The following is a 17,184-nucleotide window of genomic DNA, read 5'->3' on the forward strand; positions in this document are numbered from 1 at the left end:
AGAGCATAATTAAAATTAATAAGGGCTTATGTTAGATATAGAAAAAATCAGGGATAGGTATATCTATGAGACGTCGTGAAACTCTGATACGTTAAATTAATAAGGGCTTATGTTAGATATAGAAAAAATCAGGGATAGGTATATCTATGAGACGTCGTGAAACTCTGATACGTTATGCGAAATGCTAAGATTTTGATATATTGAGTTAATTAAAGAGGAGGAATATTTTTATGGATGTAATAAGTGAAATTTATTGTTCTATTAAGGAACTTTTTGGTCCTAAAATTAATGTTGAAATTTTAAAGACAGACCAGAAAGAGTTTAGTCATATTATTGGAAAAGAAATTTATCAAACTGTTAAAAATAGAAAGGAGCTTAATGAGAGAGAATTAGCCAAGATACTAGGTGGTGATAATTATAAAGAAGAAGACTTACCTATTAATATAAAAGATATTAAGCCAAATGAAATATTTAAAAATGCTTTAAATTTCAATGATTTTATTTTAATAAATTTAGAACAATTTCCTTCCTTTTCTAGACTTATTAATTTTACTTATAATTCCAATAGATATCTTATAGTATTATCATCACCATTATTGAATCATCAGGAGAATATAGAGTTATTAAAAATTTATATTGCGAAGGTTAAAGATAGAATAAAAAATAGAAATAATAATATAATGATAGAATATTTAAAAACTTTTATTCCATCAAATTTTTGTGATAAATTTGAATTGATATATAATTTATTGATTAAAATGAGTATGCAAAAAATAGAAAATAAAAATGCAGATTTTGGATTAATATTTGTTAATCGATATTTGGATTTTAAAGAGCAATATAGTGATAGATTATTTTTTGATTTAAATGATGATTATGATATAAGAAACATTGAATTAGTAAAACAGCCTTTTATGGAAGTTGCAGGAGGAGAAAAAAGTTTTTTATTGGTTAATAATGAATTTAAAATCAAGGGAATTTTCTTTCCGAATAAATCTTTAAAAGGATTAAAGTTTATAGATAGAGATCCTAAAGAATTACAGAATTGCTTAATTGCTAGAATTAAAGGAATAAATTTAATTAGAATGGTTTGTAATAATAAAGTTGTTTTTGATATGCAGAATGGTTTGACAAGAACAAGAGATTATAATTCATTTCATAGAGCTATTAAAAAGGTATTAATCTCACTAGGATTTAAAAATAATTACAATAATTTCCTTAGCAATCTTATTGAAATTTCAAATTTAAAAAAGGGAACTATATTAGTCATTGGTAAACAAGTAGAAGACAATAAATATTCAAAGTGTATTTCTGGCAATATAAGCTTGGTTAATAATGATGTTTATCGTAAATCTGTGCTTACTCAACTTTCTTTAACTGACGGTGCTGTATTAATAGATAATAGTTTTAATATATACGGTTTTGGAGCTATATTAAATATTTATGAAAAAAATGATGATATTAATAATTCCGGAGGATCAAGAAGTTATATTGCTAGACAATTTGCAAAAGAGAATCAAGAATTAGCAGTTATAAAAATATCAGAAGATGGACCTATATCTGTCTATTATAAAGGAGAATGTAAAATAGAAATTTAGTTTTATTGTAATTGTGCACTTCGCATAACATGAGATTAGCAACATCCCAATTGAGGTGTATAAATGAAGGTTTGGCTGACTTATGTGAGACTTAGAGTTTATATAAGAATATGAGCATTGGCGGGGACGTCGCGAATCTCAGGGACGTTATGCAAAATTAAGGCACTAGGGAGAGTGGTAAAATGAAAGGATTAGAATTAGCTGAGAAATTTTTTAATCAAGTAGTATCAAAATTAATTGAAGATAATTTTCCTTTTTTAAAAAATAATTATGCAGGAGGATTATTAGGGTATGGTTCAGATATATTAGGGCATGATGATGAGTTATCAAAGGATCATGAATGGGGACCAAGATGTAATATATGGCTTAGCAATGATGATTATAATAAGTATGCGGAAGATATAAGCAAGATGTTAGATGAAAAATTGCCAAAAAAGTTTTTAGGGTATTCTACAAGATATGTGCTTGATAAGGAATTGGGAGCGTTTGTTTCAACTGATGATTTAGAAGATTCAATTCATCATGTTGGTATTAGTACTGTTTCTAGATATTTAAAGATTCAGCATGAAATAGAAAAAGACTTTAGTTTATATCAATGGTTATGTATTCCTGAACAAAAACTATTGGAGTTAACTCGAGGTAAAATATTTTATGACCCAGTCGGTGATATAACAAGAGTTAGAAAAGAATTTGAATATTTACCTGATGAAATTTGGAAATTTAAAATGTTGTATGCATGGAGTAGTTTAAATGATCTTGATATAGTTTGGGTTTGCTCAGTAAGAGATGAGATGCTTTCATCAAGGTTAGTAGTGAGTAAAATTATAGAAAGAATTGTAAGATTGACATTTCTACTTAATCGTAAGTATTATCCTGGAACTATGAAATGGTTTTCTAGAGAATTTTATAACCTACCAAAATTAGCAGAAGAAATAGGACCTCAATTAGAAAAGTGTTTAGTTATGTCAAATATGAATAAGGTTATAGAGATACTTGAGAATGTATTTAAAATATTATTAGACGCACATAATGATCTTGAGATAACAGATACTATTAAATTGACAGAAAAAATGTTATCTAGAGGATTTAGAACTTTATCCTTTGATAATATTTTAGAAGCTTTATCTGATAGCCTCCCTACAAAGTTGAAAGAGATGGAGATATGGGGAGGATGTGACCAGTGGATAACAAATAGTGATATTTTAGTATGGTCAGAACAATATATAAAATTTGAAGAAATTTATAAAGCGAAAAGTAATAAAAAAAGAGATGGAGAAGGTGACCGCATTATATAAAGTACGTGCCTTAACTTCGCATAACAGCAGATTAGCTACATCCCAATTGAGAGGATAAATGAAGGTTGGGACTAACTTATGCAAGTCTTAGATTTTATATGAGATTAGGAGTATTAAAGGGGACGTCGCGAATCTGCGGGACGTTATACGAAATCATCAGTCAGATTATATTATTTTTTATGAGAATAATTAAAATTAATGATTTTAAGAGGGGGAGTAGTTTGTGGGTTATTTTAATAAAATAGGTTACTTGTATGTTGATTTACATCTGATGAAAGAATATGTGCAAATGTTTGAAGAAATGTTAGATGAAAAGTTAGAAGAGCTTAATTTGTGGACTGAGAAAGAATTAGCAAAATTAAATAATGATATGGATAGAGAAATTTTTATAGAAAATCATGTGATTGATGAAAAATGGAAGCTAAATAGCGAGTTTCCTAATATGTTTAGAAAATCTTTGTTTGTATCTATATATTCGAGAATAGAGCATGAATTAAATAGAATATGTAGAAAATATGAAGGTGAATATGAAATAGATTTAAAAGATTTTAGAAAAGATAAAGGAATTAAAAGAGCACAAAAATATTTAAAAGAAGTTGTGAATGTAGACTTCCCTGATGAAACTAAAGAATGGAATAAAATAAATCACTATAATTTTATTAGAAATAACATAGTACATAATAAAAGTAAAATAACTAAAATTAAAAAAATACAATCATTTATTAATAGTGAAGCCACTATAGGACTTGATAATTTGAATTATATAAATATAAGAAAAGGATTTTGTTTAAAAGTAATTGAAACAATGAGTAATTTTTTTGAACAGCTAAATAAAAAATTACCCTAACTTATCGGTTTATAAAATTTTATATAATTGTAAAAGAGAAATTAAAGAAGGGGTGCTGAGTGGCTACAATATTATTGTAGGTTCTAGTATTGAATAGTTCTAATTTTTATATGCCTCCTAGAACTCTTTAACAAGACGACAGGCTGAGTCAAAAATGTTTGCATTAGAACCACTCCCCTCTTTGCATTATTATAACATATTAGTAGAAGAAATAAAATTATTTTTATTTAAGATAAGTTAGTTTTTTAATGAGTGGACTAATTTAATGAATATGAAATTGAAAAATATTCTATTATAAAAGATTTATGAAAATCATTTTATTGATATAGAACTTTATAATTGTAATATTAAAAAAATTCAAAGGTAGACTGTTGACTTCGTATAAAAGTTATATTAGAAAATTCAAAGAAAAAATTTATTAACAAAAATTTAATAAGGAGTGATAATTGTGAAGTATATAATTGATGAAGTAGAAGTAGAAGGAATTAAATATAAAAATTATCAAAGAAATAAAAATAGTTTTTATAGCACAATATTTATACAAGTCGATGCAATGGCTGATGAACAACAACGAAAAATATTAAAACAAAATGGACCTATGTCAATATCTTGGACACAAAAATTTGAACAAATTAACTAGCTAACTTTAATTGTTTTTCATACTCATTGGGAGTCATATAATCAATGCTCCCATGAATTCTAGATCTGTTATACCATGCTTCAATGAATTCAAATATAGCTAAATTTGCTTCTTTAAAAGATTTATATAACTTATGATTAACTTCTTCCTTTTTTAAAATGGAATGAAATGATTCTATACATGCATTATCATAAGGGTTTCCTTTACCACTAAATGATTGTACTAAATCTAATTCTTTTACTTTATTTCTGTAAGTATTACTAGTATACTGAGTTCCTCTATCAGAATGAAGAATAACTACTTTGTCGGGTTTGCTATTTGAATAAGCCTTTTCTAGAGCTTTTATAGTTAAATCAGTAGTCATAGATTTATCAAAGGCATAACCAATAATTTTTCGCGTATGAAGATCCATAATTGATGCTAAATAGCACCAACTATCTTTAACAGTATAGATATAGGTAATATCAGATACCCATTTTTGATTGATAGAAGTCGTGGAGAAATCTCTTTTTAAAAGGTTTTCACCACATATGTCTTCAGATTTAGAAGAATAATGTTTAAATTTCTTATGCACAATTGACCTAATATCTAGTTTTTTCATTAATCTTTGTACTCTTTTAATGCTAACATTCCAACCTGTTTTTGAGAGTTTTTTATGAATTTTAATAGCACCATATCGTTTTTTACTATTTAGATATATACCCATAATATCTTTTTCTAATCTTTCATTTTCAAGCTCTCTATTGGACTTGGGTCTTGCCTTACGGTCATAATAAGTACTGCGAGCAACCCCCAGGACTGTGCATAATGATTTAACACCATAATTATCTTTATTATCATCAATAAAAGTATCTAATTGCTTGTCATCTATTTTTTCGCGAATATGGTTAAAGCCTTTTTTAAAATCTCTGCTTCCTGTTTAAGTCTTTGGTTCTCTTTCTTTATAGCTAAAAATTCTTTATAAGTAATAGTATTATTTTCATCAACATCTATTTCTGCATAAAGTTCAATCCAGTTATTTATAGAAGTTCTAGAAACACCATATTCACGAGCAAGCTCTGATTTAGATTTATTATCTGATTGATAAAGTTCTACTATCGTTTGTTTAAAATCTTCTGTATAACTCATATAGACACACCCTTTCTTAATTATATTGTAATATGTTCAATAAAGTGTGTCCATGATTTTATACTAGCATCAAAAACAAATTTTAGGCAGGGAAAAAGGAAGTGAAAAATTTGATTTATTAATTGACATTAAAGTTAACACTTCTGAAAGAGACCTTATTTTTAATCAATCTTCTTATACAAAAAAGAAGGGGGTTACTATGGATATATTAAATGTCGAAAAAATTGATAAATAATTTTAAATTAAACAATATAATAAGGGGGAAATTAATTATGTATTATGAAAAATTTATAGATTTAAAGCCGAAGATTTTTGATGTTGTAAAACTAGCTAAAGAATATATGAGAGATTATGATGCTTTAGAGAAAGAATATGAAAGTAAAAAAGATGTAGATTTTATGGAAGAATTTGATGCTTTTCATGATATAGAATCTAAACAAAAATTGAGAAATTATCTGAAGAGTTTAACTAATGATGAAATAATGATTTTACAGACTGTAATGTATATAGGTAGAGATGAAAGAAGAAAGATTTTAGAATCTAATTTTAATTATATTTTTAAACAAAAATTTGAGGTTTTGGGTTTTGAATTAGGAAAAGAAATTGATAGGTCAGCAGAAATTAGTATGATGATGTCTAAAAGTCCTTTAGCTAGATATTTAATAGAAGGAATTGGAAAATTGAGTTATGAATAATAGCTTCAAAATAGAAAAATTATACAAAATAAGTATTTAATTATGAAATCTGATGACTTCGTATAACATCAGCTTAACGACATCCCAGCTATGAGGATTAATCAAAGTTGGGGCTGACTTATGTAAGATTGTAGCTTTATTAAAGATTGAGGGTATTAACTGGGACGTCGCGAAGCTGAGGGACGTTAGGTGAAATGCTACTTTGCTTGAAAGGAGAGATTATTATGAGTTTAAAAAAATTAAAAAAAGGAGATACAATAGCTTTTTATTCTCCTTCTTCTCCAGCAACTTATACTGCTCCAAAAAGATTTAAAAGAGCTAAGAAATATCTTAAAAATAAAGGGTTTAAGTTATTAGCTGGTAACTTGACTGGGAAAGAAGATTTTTATAGATCGGGTAATATAGAAGAGCGGGCAGAAGAACTAAATCAATTAATTAAAAATCCAGAAATAAAATGTATTATGTCAGTAATCGGAGGAACGAATTCTAATTCAATATTACCTTATATTGATTATCAAGCATTCAAAAAGAATCCTAAGATTATGATAGGTTATTCAGACGTAACTGCTATTTTATTAGCAATATATGCTAAAACAGGAATAATGACTTTTTATGGACCAGCGTTAGTTCCTTCATTTGGAGAATTTCCACCTTTTGTTCATGATACATATAACTACTTTAGTGATATTTTAATAGAAGAGCAAAGGTTACCTTATATTTACAATCGGCCAGAATATTGGACAGATGAATATATAAATTGGGAAGAGAAGGAGAGAGAAAAAACTAAAAATAAAAATGAGTGGATAACAGTTAATAAAGGTAAAGTAGTTGGAAGAGTAATTGGTGGAAATTTAAATGCTATGACAGGAATTTGGAAAAGTGAATATATGCCTGAAATAAAAGAAGGAGATATTTTATTTATAGAAGATACAATGAAAACAGCTGCACATATGGAAAAATTATTTTCATTACTTAAAGTAAGTGGTGTATTTGATAAAATATCTGGAATTATTTTAGGGAAGCATGAGTTGTTTGATGATCAGGGAACTGATAGAGAGCCTTATGAGATATTAAAAGAAGTTCTAAGGGAAAAAAACATACCATTTCTAGCTAAGTTTGATTGTTGCCATACGCATCCAATGTTCACTTTGCCGATTGGTTCAAGAATTGAATTAGATGCTACTAATAAGAAGGTTAGCATATTGGATAGTTGGATAAGGTAGCACTTCACCTAACAGTAGCTTAGCGACATCCAGTTGTAGTGCATAAATAGGTGCTGGGAATTACTTATGAAATTCAGGTTGCATTATTAGGTTACATAGCATTGATGGGACGTCGCGAAGCTGCGGGACGTTAGGCGAAAGACCATAAATATAATACAGGAGCGTGAAAGATATGAGTGAGGGTTCTATAATTTCTGAAACAAAGGAACCAATTACAATAAATAGTTTATACCAAGATTTAATAAAACTTGGGGTTAATCGTGGAGATATCTTATTAGTTCATTCATCCTTATCAAGTTTAGGGTGGGTATGCGGTGGTGCACAATCTGTTATAACTGCAATAATGAATGCCTTAGGAAAAGAAGGGACATTAGTTATGCCAGCTCATAGCGGAGATTGGAGTGATCCAGAAGAATGGGAAAATCCTCCTGTTCCCAAAGAATGGATAGATATGATATATGAAAATATGCCAGCATTTGAACCTGATAAAACACCAACAAGAGGAATGGGATGTATTGCAGAATTATTTAGAACATTTCCTAATACATTAAGGTCAGATCATCCACAAGTATCATTTTCTGCTAATGGTAAGTATGCAAAAGAAATTGTTGAGGAACATCTTTTAACACCACAGTTAGGTATGAAATCACCTCTAGGAAAGATACATGAATTAGGAGCAAAAGTTCTATTGTTGGGAGTGGGATATGATTCGTGCACTAGTTTTCATCTTTCAGAATCATTTATAGAAGAAATGCCAATGAAACGCGTAGGCACTGCAATGTTAGATAAGGGTAAAAAAGTTTGGAAATGGTTTGATGACTATGATTATAATTCAGATGATTTTGAACTAATTGGGCAAAATTTTGAAGAAAATATTATAGTACATAAAGGTAAAGTTGGTAATGCAAACTGTAAGTTATTTGATATAAAAGATGGGGTGGATTATGCAAAATCATGGTTAAGAAAATATAGATTTTCTAAATAGATATTAGATTAAAACTTTTTTATGGATTTTTAATGTGGGCCATGGTCCATCGCCTAACAAAATATTGCCGGTTCCATTCCTCACGTCATTACACCCAAATTCCTCAACCTAAGATAGACATATCTAAGGTTGAGGAACTTCGGCAATACGGTTAAGTTATGTGCAATTGGGCTAGATGCTGTGTTAAAAGATTTTAATGTGATTATAAATTCAAAAAATAAAGTTTTGTTGAGAGGAGTGAGAGGAGAATGAGTTTTATGATAAATGGGGTAAACCATATAACTTTTGCAGTTAGCAATTTAGATATATCTATAGAGTTTTATTCAGAATTATTAGGATTAAAATTAGTAGCACATTGGGATAAAGGAGCATATTTAATGGCAGGGAATATATGGATTGCTTTAAATTTAGACGAAAAAATCATATCAGAACCTAATCAAGATTATACACATATTGCATTTAATGTACTTTCAACAGAATATCCTAAGTTAATAGAAAGACTTAAAAAAGCAGGGGTAAAGACTTTTAAAAATAATACATCAGAAGGTGAATCTTTTTATTTTCTTGACCCTGATGGACATAAGTTAGAATTACATTATAACACTATAGAAGACCGTTTGAAGTGGGCAAGGGAAAATGATTGGTCTTCTTTTGTTATTGGATAATAAAAATTCAAATAACTGGGTGATGATATGTATTCATTAAAAGAAATTGTATGTGTTTATTATCTGGGTTTATCTAGTGGATATTTTGAAAAAGAAGATGTTATAAACTGGGCTGATAATTACATTGAAAATAATGATGTTGAGGAAATTCCTTATAAAATGTTTGAAATATCTTTATCTTTAAGTGAATCTACTGTAGATTTAGCTTCTATGTTAAAAGAAATTTTTATAGGTGATTTTTCAGGTAAACCTCTAATGGTTATTCTAGGATTTTGTTATAAAGATTTAAAAGATAATTTAAAAACATATGATGAGATTTTTAATATAATTTATAAATTGTCTTTACAATCAAGTTATTGTAATAATAATTATGAATTAACAAAATTAAATTATTTGAGCCAGGAGTATTATCTAGCAAAACAACAGATATATGGAAATTTAAAAGAAATAAAAGATAAAACTTTAAGTTTTTTAGAGGAATATGAAAAATATGCTAAAGTTAATTATCTAGAGTAAGACCGCCCAACTGCACATAACAGCACCTTAGCGACATCCCAGTCATGAGCATAAATAAAGAGTCGGGGCTGACTTATCTAAGACTTAAAGTTTATTTGAAATTAGGAGCATTAAAGGGGACGTCGCGAAACTCAGGGACGTTATATGACATAAATAAACTAGTGCTTAGCTTTAATGAAAGGAGCTTGAGAATAATGATAATAAGTGAAGATGTGTTTAGTTTATCTATTCTTGTTGTTATAGGAGCAGGAATGTTAGTATATTATATTTACCAAAAACTAAATGAAATTTCTTCTGCTTCTTTAGAAGGATTTAAATCGAAATATCAAATAATAACCTATTTTAAAGAAACTAAAAAATTAATATTAAAAAAGAAATGGTTATTATTAGGTCCCTTAATGATTTATTTGTTAGAGTATTTAATTAATTCAATATTTTTTATTTATAATATAATATTTCAATATGGAATTGATTTTCTTTTTAATATGAGAACTATTAATTCGGCTGAAAAAGCAAGATCTATTTTTAAGTTTAAGAATATTTTTGGTTATATTAATGATTTGGTTAGCAGACCGATAAATTTCAACTTTCTATATTATGGCAGATTAATTAATAATATATTTTTTATATTTGGAGCGTTATTGTTTGTTATTTTATTTAAAGTAGTTATTAAGAAGATAAAAAAGTATATTACAAGAGAAGATGAAGAGAAGATGAATTTTTTAAGAATGATTTTAAAATACACTTTAGTTTTTGGACTAGTTATTTTGGGGTTTAGGTTGTTTTTAATGAATGCGAGAAATGGAATGAGTTCTATAAGTGAATCTACTAGATATTTTCTTGGTTTAGGGTTGATAATGAATGTAGCCTCTATAATCTTGTTTTCATTTTTGCAAGGGTTGATTTTATTTGAGATAAGGGAGGGAGAGAAGGAATTAGATGGTCTGGATTTAAGAATAAAAAAATCATTAGGGAGTTTTGATCATTTGTTTAAATTTAATTTAATTTTATTTTTAATATTAAATATTCGAATGACTATGTATTTGATTCCTTTATTAGGAAATATAATATTTAATTCTTTACCGTGGCTCAAATATTTATTTATTTTAATTAATTTGATAATAGTTCTATTAACAATGTTTACTCCACATATTATTGTTTTTGAGGATAAAAATGTTGTAAAGGCATTGAAGGGAAGTATAGAATTTATAACCTTTAATTTTTCAAGGTATATTTCCTTGATTATTGTACTTACAATTATTGAGTTTGTTTTTAGAAGTCTTTTAAGTAGTATCAATGTTTCAATTTATGGATATATGTATAGTCATGTTTTAAATGGAATTTTTGGATTTATAAATATTGTCTTTCGTGTTGTTTTCCCTATAATATTGACTAAATTTTATTTTGATTATAAGGATTATGAAAAGAGGATTTGATTTTTCGACGTTTATTTACATCATATAACATGAGATTAGCGGTACGTCCTGGCAGGGTATATATTCTAGTGAGTGTGAATCTCATCAGAGTAAAGGTTAGCCACCAGCTCTGTATCGAGTCTTGGAGGGATTGCGGTAACGTAATCCTTTAAGTGTAGACAGAAAGTTAGCAAGGTAGAATCGACTGAATTGGTTTGTCAGCGGTGGATGGTTTTATCACGAAGTGGTTTTTAAATTTTAAAACCCGTAGGAATTGTATTGAGCTCCGAAAACGATGCAACTGAGAAGGGTCGAAGCTGTCGCTAAAGTGGAAGACAGAATTTAATTATGCGTAAAAGGGCAAGTATAATTAGACATCTCCGGAGTCTAAGGCACTACCTCGCTAAACATTAAGAATATATAGAAACCCAGGGAGATCCTATCTGGTCTCTCCGCAAGGAGAGTATGCCCGATGAGCTGAAGAGGTGAAGAAGGCAAAAGCCAATAGGAAGTCGGATACTCTCATAGTACCAAAGAAACTGGGTAATTCTAGTGGAGGGAAGGAGTAGTAACAGATGAAACTGCAAGCAAGGGACACATCTATCGGACACAGAACCGAAGAAGGGGTGAGAACAAAACTTGTTCGCATAGCACAAAGAGCGAAAAGAGACAAAGCAGCAAAATTTTGCTCATTAAGCCATTTGCTTTACAAGAGCACATTAATAGAAGCCTTTTGGAGACTTTCTCCAAAAGCAGCTCCAGGAGTAGATGGTAAAAGTAAAGAAAGTTATGCAGAAAATTTAGAAGAAAATATTACAGACTTATACAGCAGACTTAAAAGTAACTCTTTTATGCCTAATCCAGTAAAACGTAAATATATAAAGAAGATAGGCAGTAATAAAATGCGACCTCTTGGTATACCTGCAATAGAGGATAAGATAGTCCAGACAGCCTTAGTAATTATCTTAGAAAATATTTATGAACAAGATTTTCTACCATTCTCTTATGGATTTCGTCCTAATAGAAACTGTCATGATGCCTTAAAGAATCTAAGCAGAGACATAGGAACAAAGAAAGTTGGATATATCATAGATGCAGACATCAAAGGATTCTTTGATAACGTAAATCATGAATGGCTGGGAAAATTTCTTCAGCATAGAATAAATGATAGTAAAATATTAAGGCTAGTTAAAAGATTTCTAAAAGCAGGAATATTAGAAGAAGGCAACTATTACGAAAGTAAAAGAGGTGTTCCCCAAGGTGGAACTTTATCTCCATTATTAGCAAATATCTATCTTCACTATACTATCGACTTATGGTTTGATAGAGTAGTTACTAAATCCTGTAAAGGAGAAGCATATATTACAAGATATGCTGATGATATAGTATTCTGCTTCCAATATAAATCCGATGCTCAAAAGTTCTATTCTTCATTAAAAGATAGACTTAATAAATTTGATTTAAAACTATCAGAAGATAAGAGCAAGATGATAGAATTTGGGAGATTTGCTCAAAGAGATGCTAAGCGAAGAGGAGAAACCAAAGCAGAAACCTTTGATTTTTTGGGATTTACCCATTATTGCAGTAAAAGCCGGAGGGGAAGGTTTAAGCTTAAATGGAAGATAGCACGAAAGACATTTACCGTTAAGGTAAATGAATTTGGTGAATGGATTAAGGAAAATAGACACTTAGCAATAGATGAAATATGGAGAAAAGTAAATCAGAAATTAAGAGGACATTATCAATATTATGGAGTAAGTGATAACTGGAAAGGGTTAGAGAACTATAAAAGAGAAGTGATAAAACTACTGTATAAATGGCTTAATAGAAGAAGCCAACGAAACAGCATAACTTGGGAAGAATTAAGACAATTAATTAAAGTCTTCCCATTGGCAGAACCAAAGGTTAAGGTAAATCTTAATTCGGCTTTTGTGTAAAGAGGTTCATTTGGGGAGCCGTATGCTTAAATTGGGCACGTACGGTTCTGAGAGGGGTATACATCAACTTAATAAGGAGCAAATATTGTGACACTCATAGACGAAAGGGTGAGCAAACGGGGAAAACAAAGGGATTCCTAAGTTTAGAAGATGTATATATCTACTTACCACATCACAGCTATGAGGATGAATCAAAGTCGTGGATGACTTATATAGGATTGTATTTTTATTAGAATTGGGAGTATTAACTGGGACGTCGCGAAGCTGAGGGACGTTATCTGACATATGCCAAATGGTAATTTTTTCTAAATCGAGAAGGAGAATAATTAATGGAAAAAACAGAAAAAACAATAACTGCTTACAATAAGAATTCAGAGGATTACACAAATAAGTTTATGAATTTTCCGCTATATGAAAAGAAAATTAAAGAATTTATTTCATTTCTTGATTGTGGGAATGAAGTTTTAGATTTAGGTTGTGGTCCGGGTAATGTATTAAAATGGCTTTGTTCTTCAGGGAAAGAATTTTCGATTACAGGAGTAGACTTTTCGGAGAAAATGTTAAAAATAGCCGAAAAAAATATTCCAGAGGGTAAATTTTACTGTGAAGATATAACAAATATTAGTTTTGATGAAAGTACTTTTGATGTTATAATATTATCTTTTTGTATTGTTCATTTAGATGATAATGAGATGAAAGTTGTTTTAGAGAAAGTATCTAAATATTTAAGAAATAAAGGGAAAATTTATTTAAGTTTTATGGAAGGAAAAGAACCCGGATTTGAAACAACTAGTTTTTCAAAAGAAGAAATTTACTATAATTATTATGAAGCAGATAAAGTTAGAGATTTATTAGCAAATTACGATTTTGAAATACTTAAATTATCTAAGCAAGATTATCCAGAACCAGATGGATCAGTAACAACAGATGTTTTTATTTTTGCAGAAAAGAATGAGTAATAAAAGTTACAGAAGGGAGTTTATTTGATGAAATTAGCAATTTTATATCACAGTAAAACTGGAAATACAAAAGAAGTAGGAGAGATAATTGCCGTAGGAGCAAGAGAAGTAACAGATGTTGAAGTAAAATGTATGAGCATTAATGATATTGATTATGAATATTTAAATGAAGCTAAAACTGTTATTTTTGGTTGCCCGACTTATTATGCAGATTTTTCTTGGCAGATGAAAAAATGGTTTGATGAATCATGGGGTTGTAAACTTGGAGGTAAATTAGGAGCTATGTTTGCTACAGAGGATTATTTGGGTGGAGGAGCAGATTTTACTTTGTTAACTTTAGCTGGACATATGTTAGTTAAAGGAATGTTAGTATATTCGGGAGGTTCAGCTGAAGGACAACCCTATACTCATTATGGAGTTGTATGTATTAAAAATGGTGATTCTGAGCAAAGAGAAAGAGCAAAGATTTTTGGGAAAAGAATAGCTTTAAAGACTATAGAACTTTTTAAATAAAAATATGTTAGTTGATGTAATCACTATGTTAGGTATACGTCAGATAACAGCAGATTAGCTACATCCCAACTGGTGACCATAGATGAAGGTACAGATGAATTATGTTAGACTTAGTTGTTTAGTTTGGAGTTAGGAGCATTAGATGGGGACGTCGTGAATCTGCGGGACGTTAGACGACATTTGAAATAAGTTAATATAAGGAGGTATAAAATATTGAATCCATTTATAGTTAAATATTCTTCTAATTATGAATCTGATGAGAGTAGGGAATTTAATTTATGTAAATTTGATTATGAACGTGATGTAATGACATTAAAAAGTAATGGACAACCTGTTATTTATAGTAATATTTCATTTAAAATGACAGGCTCTAAAGGAACAGCCGCGAAACATGATCCGACTAGTGATGAATCTACAGACAGGGGGGGGATATAATGAAGTTACCTTTTATATTAAATTATAGTGAAGATAATTTGCAAATTGAAAACGGAAATAATGATTTTGTATATCATTATGAGAAAGATGTATTAGTTTGGAATGATAACAAAAAAGAACCTGTTGTGAATGGAGATATACCAATACAATTATCTGGTTCTTATATAACTAAAGCAAAAGAAGATTCAACAAGTGATGAAAGTACTGATAGATAGAATATAAGAAAGGGTGGGTTATTTATAATGGAACCATTTATTTCAAAATATAGTATATCTAAAGAAAAATCTTATGTTGAACAAAATTTATATAAATATGACTATGTTAAGGATATATTAGTTTATAAAAAATCAAATGATCCTGTTATTGAAGGAGTAATACCGTTATATTTGAGTGGGTCTTATATAACAGAGGCAGGAAAAGATTCAACAACTGATGAAAGTACTGATAGATAAAAATATAAATTAAAGGAGACATTAATATGATCCTTATAATTACTAATAAAGAAGATATAACTGCTGATTATGTAGTGTTAGAATTACAAAAAAGGAATATTGAATATATTAGGATAAATACAGAAGATTTTCCTACAAAGAGTTTTAGTAGTGTAATTTTCAATAAGAATACAGAATTGATTTTTAATACCCCAAATAAAAAAATAAATTTAAGTAAAATTAAAAGTGTTTGGTATAGAAGACCTATTAAGCCGAATATAGATTCATCAATAAAAAATGAAGCTGTTAGAGAATTTTGTTTAAATGAAGCTAGAGATTTTTTAAGGGGATTATGGTATTCGCTTGATTGCTTTTGGGTAAGTGATATGGAAGCTATTAGGAAAGCAGAACATAAAATATATCAATTAAAAATTGCTAAAGAGCTTGGTTTAAATATTCCTAAAACTATAATAAGTAATAATCCAGAAAAAGTTGAAAGATTCTATCATAATTGTAATGGCGAAATGATTATAAAACCTTTGTTTGTAGGTTTTATAGATGATGAAAAACCTAAGGCGATATATACAAGCCAAGTAAATTTAATGGATTTACAAGAAAAAGATTCTATCAAGTATATCCCATCAATATTTCAGAAAAAAATAAATAAAAAGTTTGATATTAGAGTTACTATTATAGGAGAAAAAGTTTTTGCAGCTGAAATCCATGTAAATAGAAATAATAAAGAAAAAGTTATTGATTGGAGGAAATTAAAAATAGAACAGTTAGATCATTTTGAACATGATTTACCTATAAATTTAAAAAACAAACTGATTAAATTAGTGAAAAAATTAGGGTTAGAATTTGGAGCGATTGATTTAGCTGTTACTGAAGAAGGAGAATATATTTTTTTCGAAATAAATCCAAATGGGCAATGGGCATGGTTAGAGGAAACTATGGATTGGCCTTTAAGTAAAGAAATTGTAGATTTATTAATTAGAGGAGATAATAAATGATTAATTTTGAAAAAATAAAGGGAAAAGCATTAGATTTCAAGCATAAATTGCCTTTTGAGGGTGATTGGTTATTTGTCACTTTCTCTAATACTAGTGACGATTTAGCCAGAGAAGATGGAGAAAAAGTTAAAGAAAAGATTAGAAATGGTGGGTTAAGAAATAATAACTATAAAATAATAAATCAGCTTAATAAATTTTCAAATGATCGGATGGCTAAAATTGACGGAAGGAGTAAATTAGTTAGAGAAAAAGCTAAATTAATTTGGCAATCTGCAGGAGTTATTTTTACTGTTTTTTTTACTATTACAGGTTTATTAATTAAAAATTTTAATCATCTAGCATTTAGCATAAAAGCAATTATTTTTGTATTGACTATATTTATGATATTTCATTTAAGTAGAGCATTAAAAGTTTCTATAAATGTTATTACCAGAGAAGAAGATATTATTTTCGCTAGTGATAATCTGATAGAAATAGCTGAGGAATCAGAAAATGAATCAGATTATTTAGAAAAGATGACCTTAGAGGAAATAAATAATTCAAATTTTAAAAATAAATTTATTACTAAAAGAGTGAATAAAGTTATCAAAGCTCAAATTTCTCTTGTTTGGGGTATTATATATTTAGCTTCAATTTTAATATTAATTATTGGATGTTTATTTTTTTATGATAATAATCCTAGCGATAGTCACTTCCTTAATAATAAAAAGAATATTTCTGTATTATCTAATAATGAAAAAGAAAAGACTAAAAGTAATATAAAAAAAATAAAACTGAATTTAAAAAAGGATAATATTATAAATAAAACAGATTTTTCTTTAAGTAATTTTAAATTTAGATTTGATGAAGACACTGGAAAGGTTGTAATTATTAAAGAAAGTAAATAACA

At 28.6% G+C, this 17,184-nt stretch carries 19 protein-coding genes; 18 read left to right on the forward strand and 1 reads right to left on the reverse strand.

What is annotated here, in order from left to right; translation table 11 throughout:
• The first annotated feature begins 230 nt into the window (after positions 1-230).
• The 4 genes from BX659_RS08355 (at position 231) to BX659_RS08370 (ending at position 4,380) form a co-directional block, all read left to right on the forward strand.
• Entirely contained in the window at positions 231-1,598 is a 1,368-nt protein-coding gene (locus BX659_RS08355) for a diadenylate cyclase (protein ID WP_097018970.1), read from the forward strand.
• 182 nt (positions 1,599-1,780) lie between these two features.
• Positions 1,781-2,893 (forward strand): DUF4037 domain-containing protein, encoded by a 1,113-nt coding sequence (locus BX659_RS08360; RefSeq protein WP_097018971.1) that lies wholly within the window; start codon positions 1,781-1,783, stop codon positions 2,891-2,893.
• A 223-nt stretch (positions 2,894-3,116) separates the two neighbouring features.
• The gene (locus BX659_RS08365) at positions 3,117-3,740 is read left to right on the forward strand and encodes a hypothetical protein (RefSeq protein ID WP_097018972.1); all 624 of its coding nucleotides are present in this window, start codon (positions 3,117-3,119) and stop codon (positions 3,738-3,740) included.
• Positions 3,741-4,188: 448 nt separating this feature from the next.
• Positions 4,189-4,380: a hypothetical protein gene (locus BX659_RS08370; RefSeq protein WP_097018973.1), complete on the forward strand. Its 192-nt coding sequence runs from the start codon at positions 4,189-4,191 to the stop codon at positions 4,378-4,380.
• On the opposite strand, the gene BX659_RS08375 is transcribed toward BX659_RS08370, so the two are convergent.
• Positions 4,373-5,508 (reverse strand): IS3 family transposase gene (locus tag BX659_RS08375; RefSeq protein WP_374956481.1). Its coding sequence is split into 2 segments (ribosomal slippage): positions 4,373-5,274 and positions 5,274-5,508, totalling 1,137 coding nucleotides; the frame shifts between segments, so codons are not numbered across the junction. The genes BX659_RS08370 and BX659_RS08375 overlap by 8 nt on opposite strands.
• Positions 5,509-5,780: 272 nt before the next feature.
• On the opposite strand from BX659_RS08375, the gene BX659_RS08380 reads away from it, so the two are divergent.
• The 14 genes from BX659_RS08380 (at position 5,781) to BX659_RS08445 (ending at position 17,182) form a co-directional block, all read left to right on the forward strand.
• Entirely contained in the window at positions 5,781-6,203 is a 423-nt protein-coding gene (locus BX659_RS08380; RefSeq protein ID WP_097018975.1) for a DUF3775 domain-containing protein, read from the forward strand.
• 221 nt (positions 6,204-6,424) lie between these two features.
• The gene (locus BX659_RS08385) at positions 6,425-7,426 is read left to right on the forward strand and encodes a S66 family peptidase (RefSeq protein ID WP_097019014.1); all 1,002 of its coding nucleotides are present in this window, start codon (positions 6,425-6,427) and stop codon (positions 7,424-7,426) included.
• Positions 7,427-7,598: 172 nt separating this feature from the next.
• Positions 7,599-8,411, forward strand: coding sequence for an aminoglycoside N(3)-acetyltransferase (locus tag BX659_RS08390; protein WP_097018976.1), 813 nt, complete (start codon positions 7,599-7,601; stop codon positions 8,409-8,411).
• A gap of 257 nt (positions 8,412-8,668) precedes the next feature.
• Entirely contained in the window at positions 8,669-9,076 is a 408-nt protein-coding gene (locus BX659_RS08395) for a VOC family protein (protein ID WP_097019015.1), read from the forward strand.
• A 27-nt stretch (positions 9,077-9,103) separates the two neighbouring features.
• Positions 9,104-9,592 carry a hypothetical protein gene (locus tag BX659_RS08400; protein ID WP_097018977.1) on the forward strand — a complete coding sequence of 163 codons (489 nt, stop codon included), beginning with the start codon at positions 9,104-9,106 and terminating at the stop codon, positions 9,590-9,592.
• A 194-nt stretch (positions 9,593-9,786) separates the two neighbouring features.
• Positions 9,787-11,028 (forward strand): hypothetical protein, encoded by a 1,242-nt coding sequence (locus BX659_RS08405; RefSeq protein ID WP_097018978.1) that lies wholly within the window; start codon positions 9,787-9,789, stop codon positions 11,026-11,028.
• Positions 11,029-11,582: 554 nt separating this feature from the next.
• Complete coding sequence (gene ltrA, locus BX659_RS08410; protein WP_097018979.1) at positions 11,583-12,944, forward strand: group II intron reverse transcriptase/maturase; 1,362 nt, start codon at positions 11,583-11,585, stop codon at positions 12,942-12,944.
• A 329-nt stretch (positions 12,945-13,273) separates the two neighbouring features.
• Positions 13,274-13,903, forward strand: coding sequence for a class I SAM-dependent methyltransferase (locus BX659_RS08415; protein WP_097018980.1), 630 nt, complete (start codon positions 13,274-13,276; stop codon positions 13,901-13,903).
• 27 nt (positions 13,904-13,930) lie between these two features.
• Entirely contained in the window at positions 13,931-14,416 is a 486-nt protein-coding gene (locus tag BX659_RS08420; protein ID WP_097018981.1) for a flavodoxin family protein, read from the forward strand.
• 213 nt (positions 14,417-14,629) lie between these two features.
• The gene (locus BX659_RS08425; protein ID WP_097018982.1) at positions 14,630-14,851 is read left to right on the forward strand and encodes a hypothetical protein; all 222 of its coding nucleotides are present in this window, start codon (positions 14,630-14,632) and stop codon (positions 14,849-14,851) included.
• Complete coding sequence (locus BX659_RS08430) at positions 14,851-15,066, forward strand: hypothetical protein (protein WP_097018983.1); 216 nt, start codon at positions 14,851-14,853, stop codon at positions 15,064-15,066. Before BX659_RS08425 ends, BX659_RS08430 begins: the two co-directional genes overlap by 1 nt.
• Before the next feature lie 27 nt (positions 15,067-15,093).
• Positions 15,094-15,303, forward strand: coding sequence for a hypothetical protein (locus BX659_RS08435; RefSeq protein ID WP_097018984.1), 210 nt, complete (start codon positions 15,094-15,096; stop codon positions 15,301-15,303).
• A 26-nt stretch (positions 15,304-15,329) separates the two neighbouring features.
• Positions 15,330-16,295, forward strand: coding sequence for an MvdC/MvdD family ATP grasp protein (locus tag BX659_RS08440; protein ID WP_097018985.1), 966 nt, complete (start codon positions 15,330-15,332; stop codon positions 16,293-16,295).
• Positions 16,292-17,182, forward strand: coding sequence for a hypothetical protein (locus tag BX659_RS08445; protein ID WP_097018986.1), 891 nt, complete (start codon positions 16,292-16,294; stop codon positions 17,180-17,182). Before BX659_RS08440 ends, BX659_RS08445 begins: the two co-directional genes overlap by 4 nt.
• Positions 17,183-17,184 lie beyond the last annotated feature (2 nt).

The sequence above is a fragment of the Orenia metallireducens genome (assembly GCF_003001995.1).
Classification (GTDB): Bacteria; Bacillota; Halanaerobiia; order Halobacteroidales; family Halobacteroidaceae; genus Orenia; species Orenia metallireducens_B.

What these genes read in the sequence shown, in the direction of transcription:
- BX659_RS08355 (WP_097018970.1), top strand. Translation starts at nt 231, where the DNA reads ATGGATGTAATAAGTGAAATTTATTGTTCTATTAAGGAACTTTTTGGT.
- BX659_RS08360 (WP_097018971.1), top strand. Translation starts at nt 1,781, where the DNA reads ATGAAAGGATTAGAATTAGCTGAGAAATTTTTTAATCAAGTAGTATCA.
- BX659_RS08380 (WP_097018975.1), top strand. Translation starts at nt 5,781, where the DNA reads ATGTATTATGAAAAATTTATAGATTTAAAGCCGAAGATTTTTGATGTT.
- BX659_RS08390 (WP_097018976.1), top strand. Translation starts at nt 7,599, where the DNA reads ATGAGTGAGGGTTCTATAATTTCTGAAACAAAGGAACCAATTACAATA.
- BX659_RS08395 (WP_097019015.1), top strand. Translation starts at nt 8,669, where the DNA reads ATGATAAATGGGGTAAACCATATAACTTTTGCAGTTAGCAATTTAGAT.
- BX659_RS08400 (WP_097018977.1), top strand. Translation starts at nt 9,104, where the DNA reads ATGTATTCATTAAAAGAAATTGTATGTGTTTATTATCTGGGTTTATCT.
- BX659_RS08405 (WP_097018978.1), top strand. Translation starts at nt 9,787, where the DNA reads ATGATAATAAGTGAAGATGTGTTTAGTTTATCTATTCTTGTTGTTATA.
- ltrA (WP_097018979.1), top strand. Translation starts at nt 11,583, where the DNA reads ATGAAACTGCAAGCAAGGGACACATCTATCGGACACAGAACCGAAGAA.
- BX659_RS08415 (WP_097018980.1), top strand. Translation starts at nt 13,274, where the DNA reads ATGGAAAAAACAGAAAAAACAATAACTGCTTACAATAAGAATTCAGAG.
- BX659_RS08420 (WP_097018981.1), top strand. Translation starts at nt 13,931, where the DNA reads ATGAAATTAGCAATTTTATATCACAGTAAAACTGGAAATACAAAAGAA.
- BX659_RS08430 (WP_097018983.1), top strand. Translation starts at nt 14,851, where the DNA reads ATGAAGTTACCTTTTATATTAAATTATAGTGAAGATAATTTGCAAATT.
- BX659_RS08435 (WP_097018984.1), top strand. Translation starts at nt 15,094, where the DNA reads ATGGAACCATTTATTTCAAAATATAGTATATCTAAAGAAAAATCTTAT.
- BX659_RS08440 (WP_097018985.1), top strand. Translation starts at nt 15,330, where the DNA reads ATGATCCTTATAATTACTAATAAAGAAGATATAACTGCTGATTATGTA.
- BX659_RS08445 (WP_097018986.1), top strand. Translation starts at nt 16,292, where the DNA reads ATGATTAATTTTGAAAAAATAAAGGGAAAAGCATTAGATTTCAAGCAT.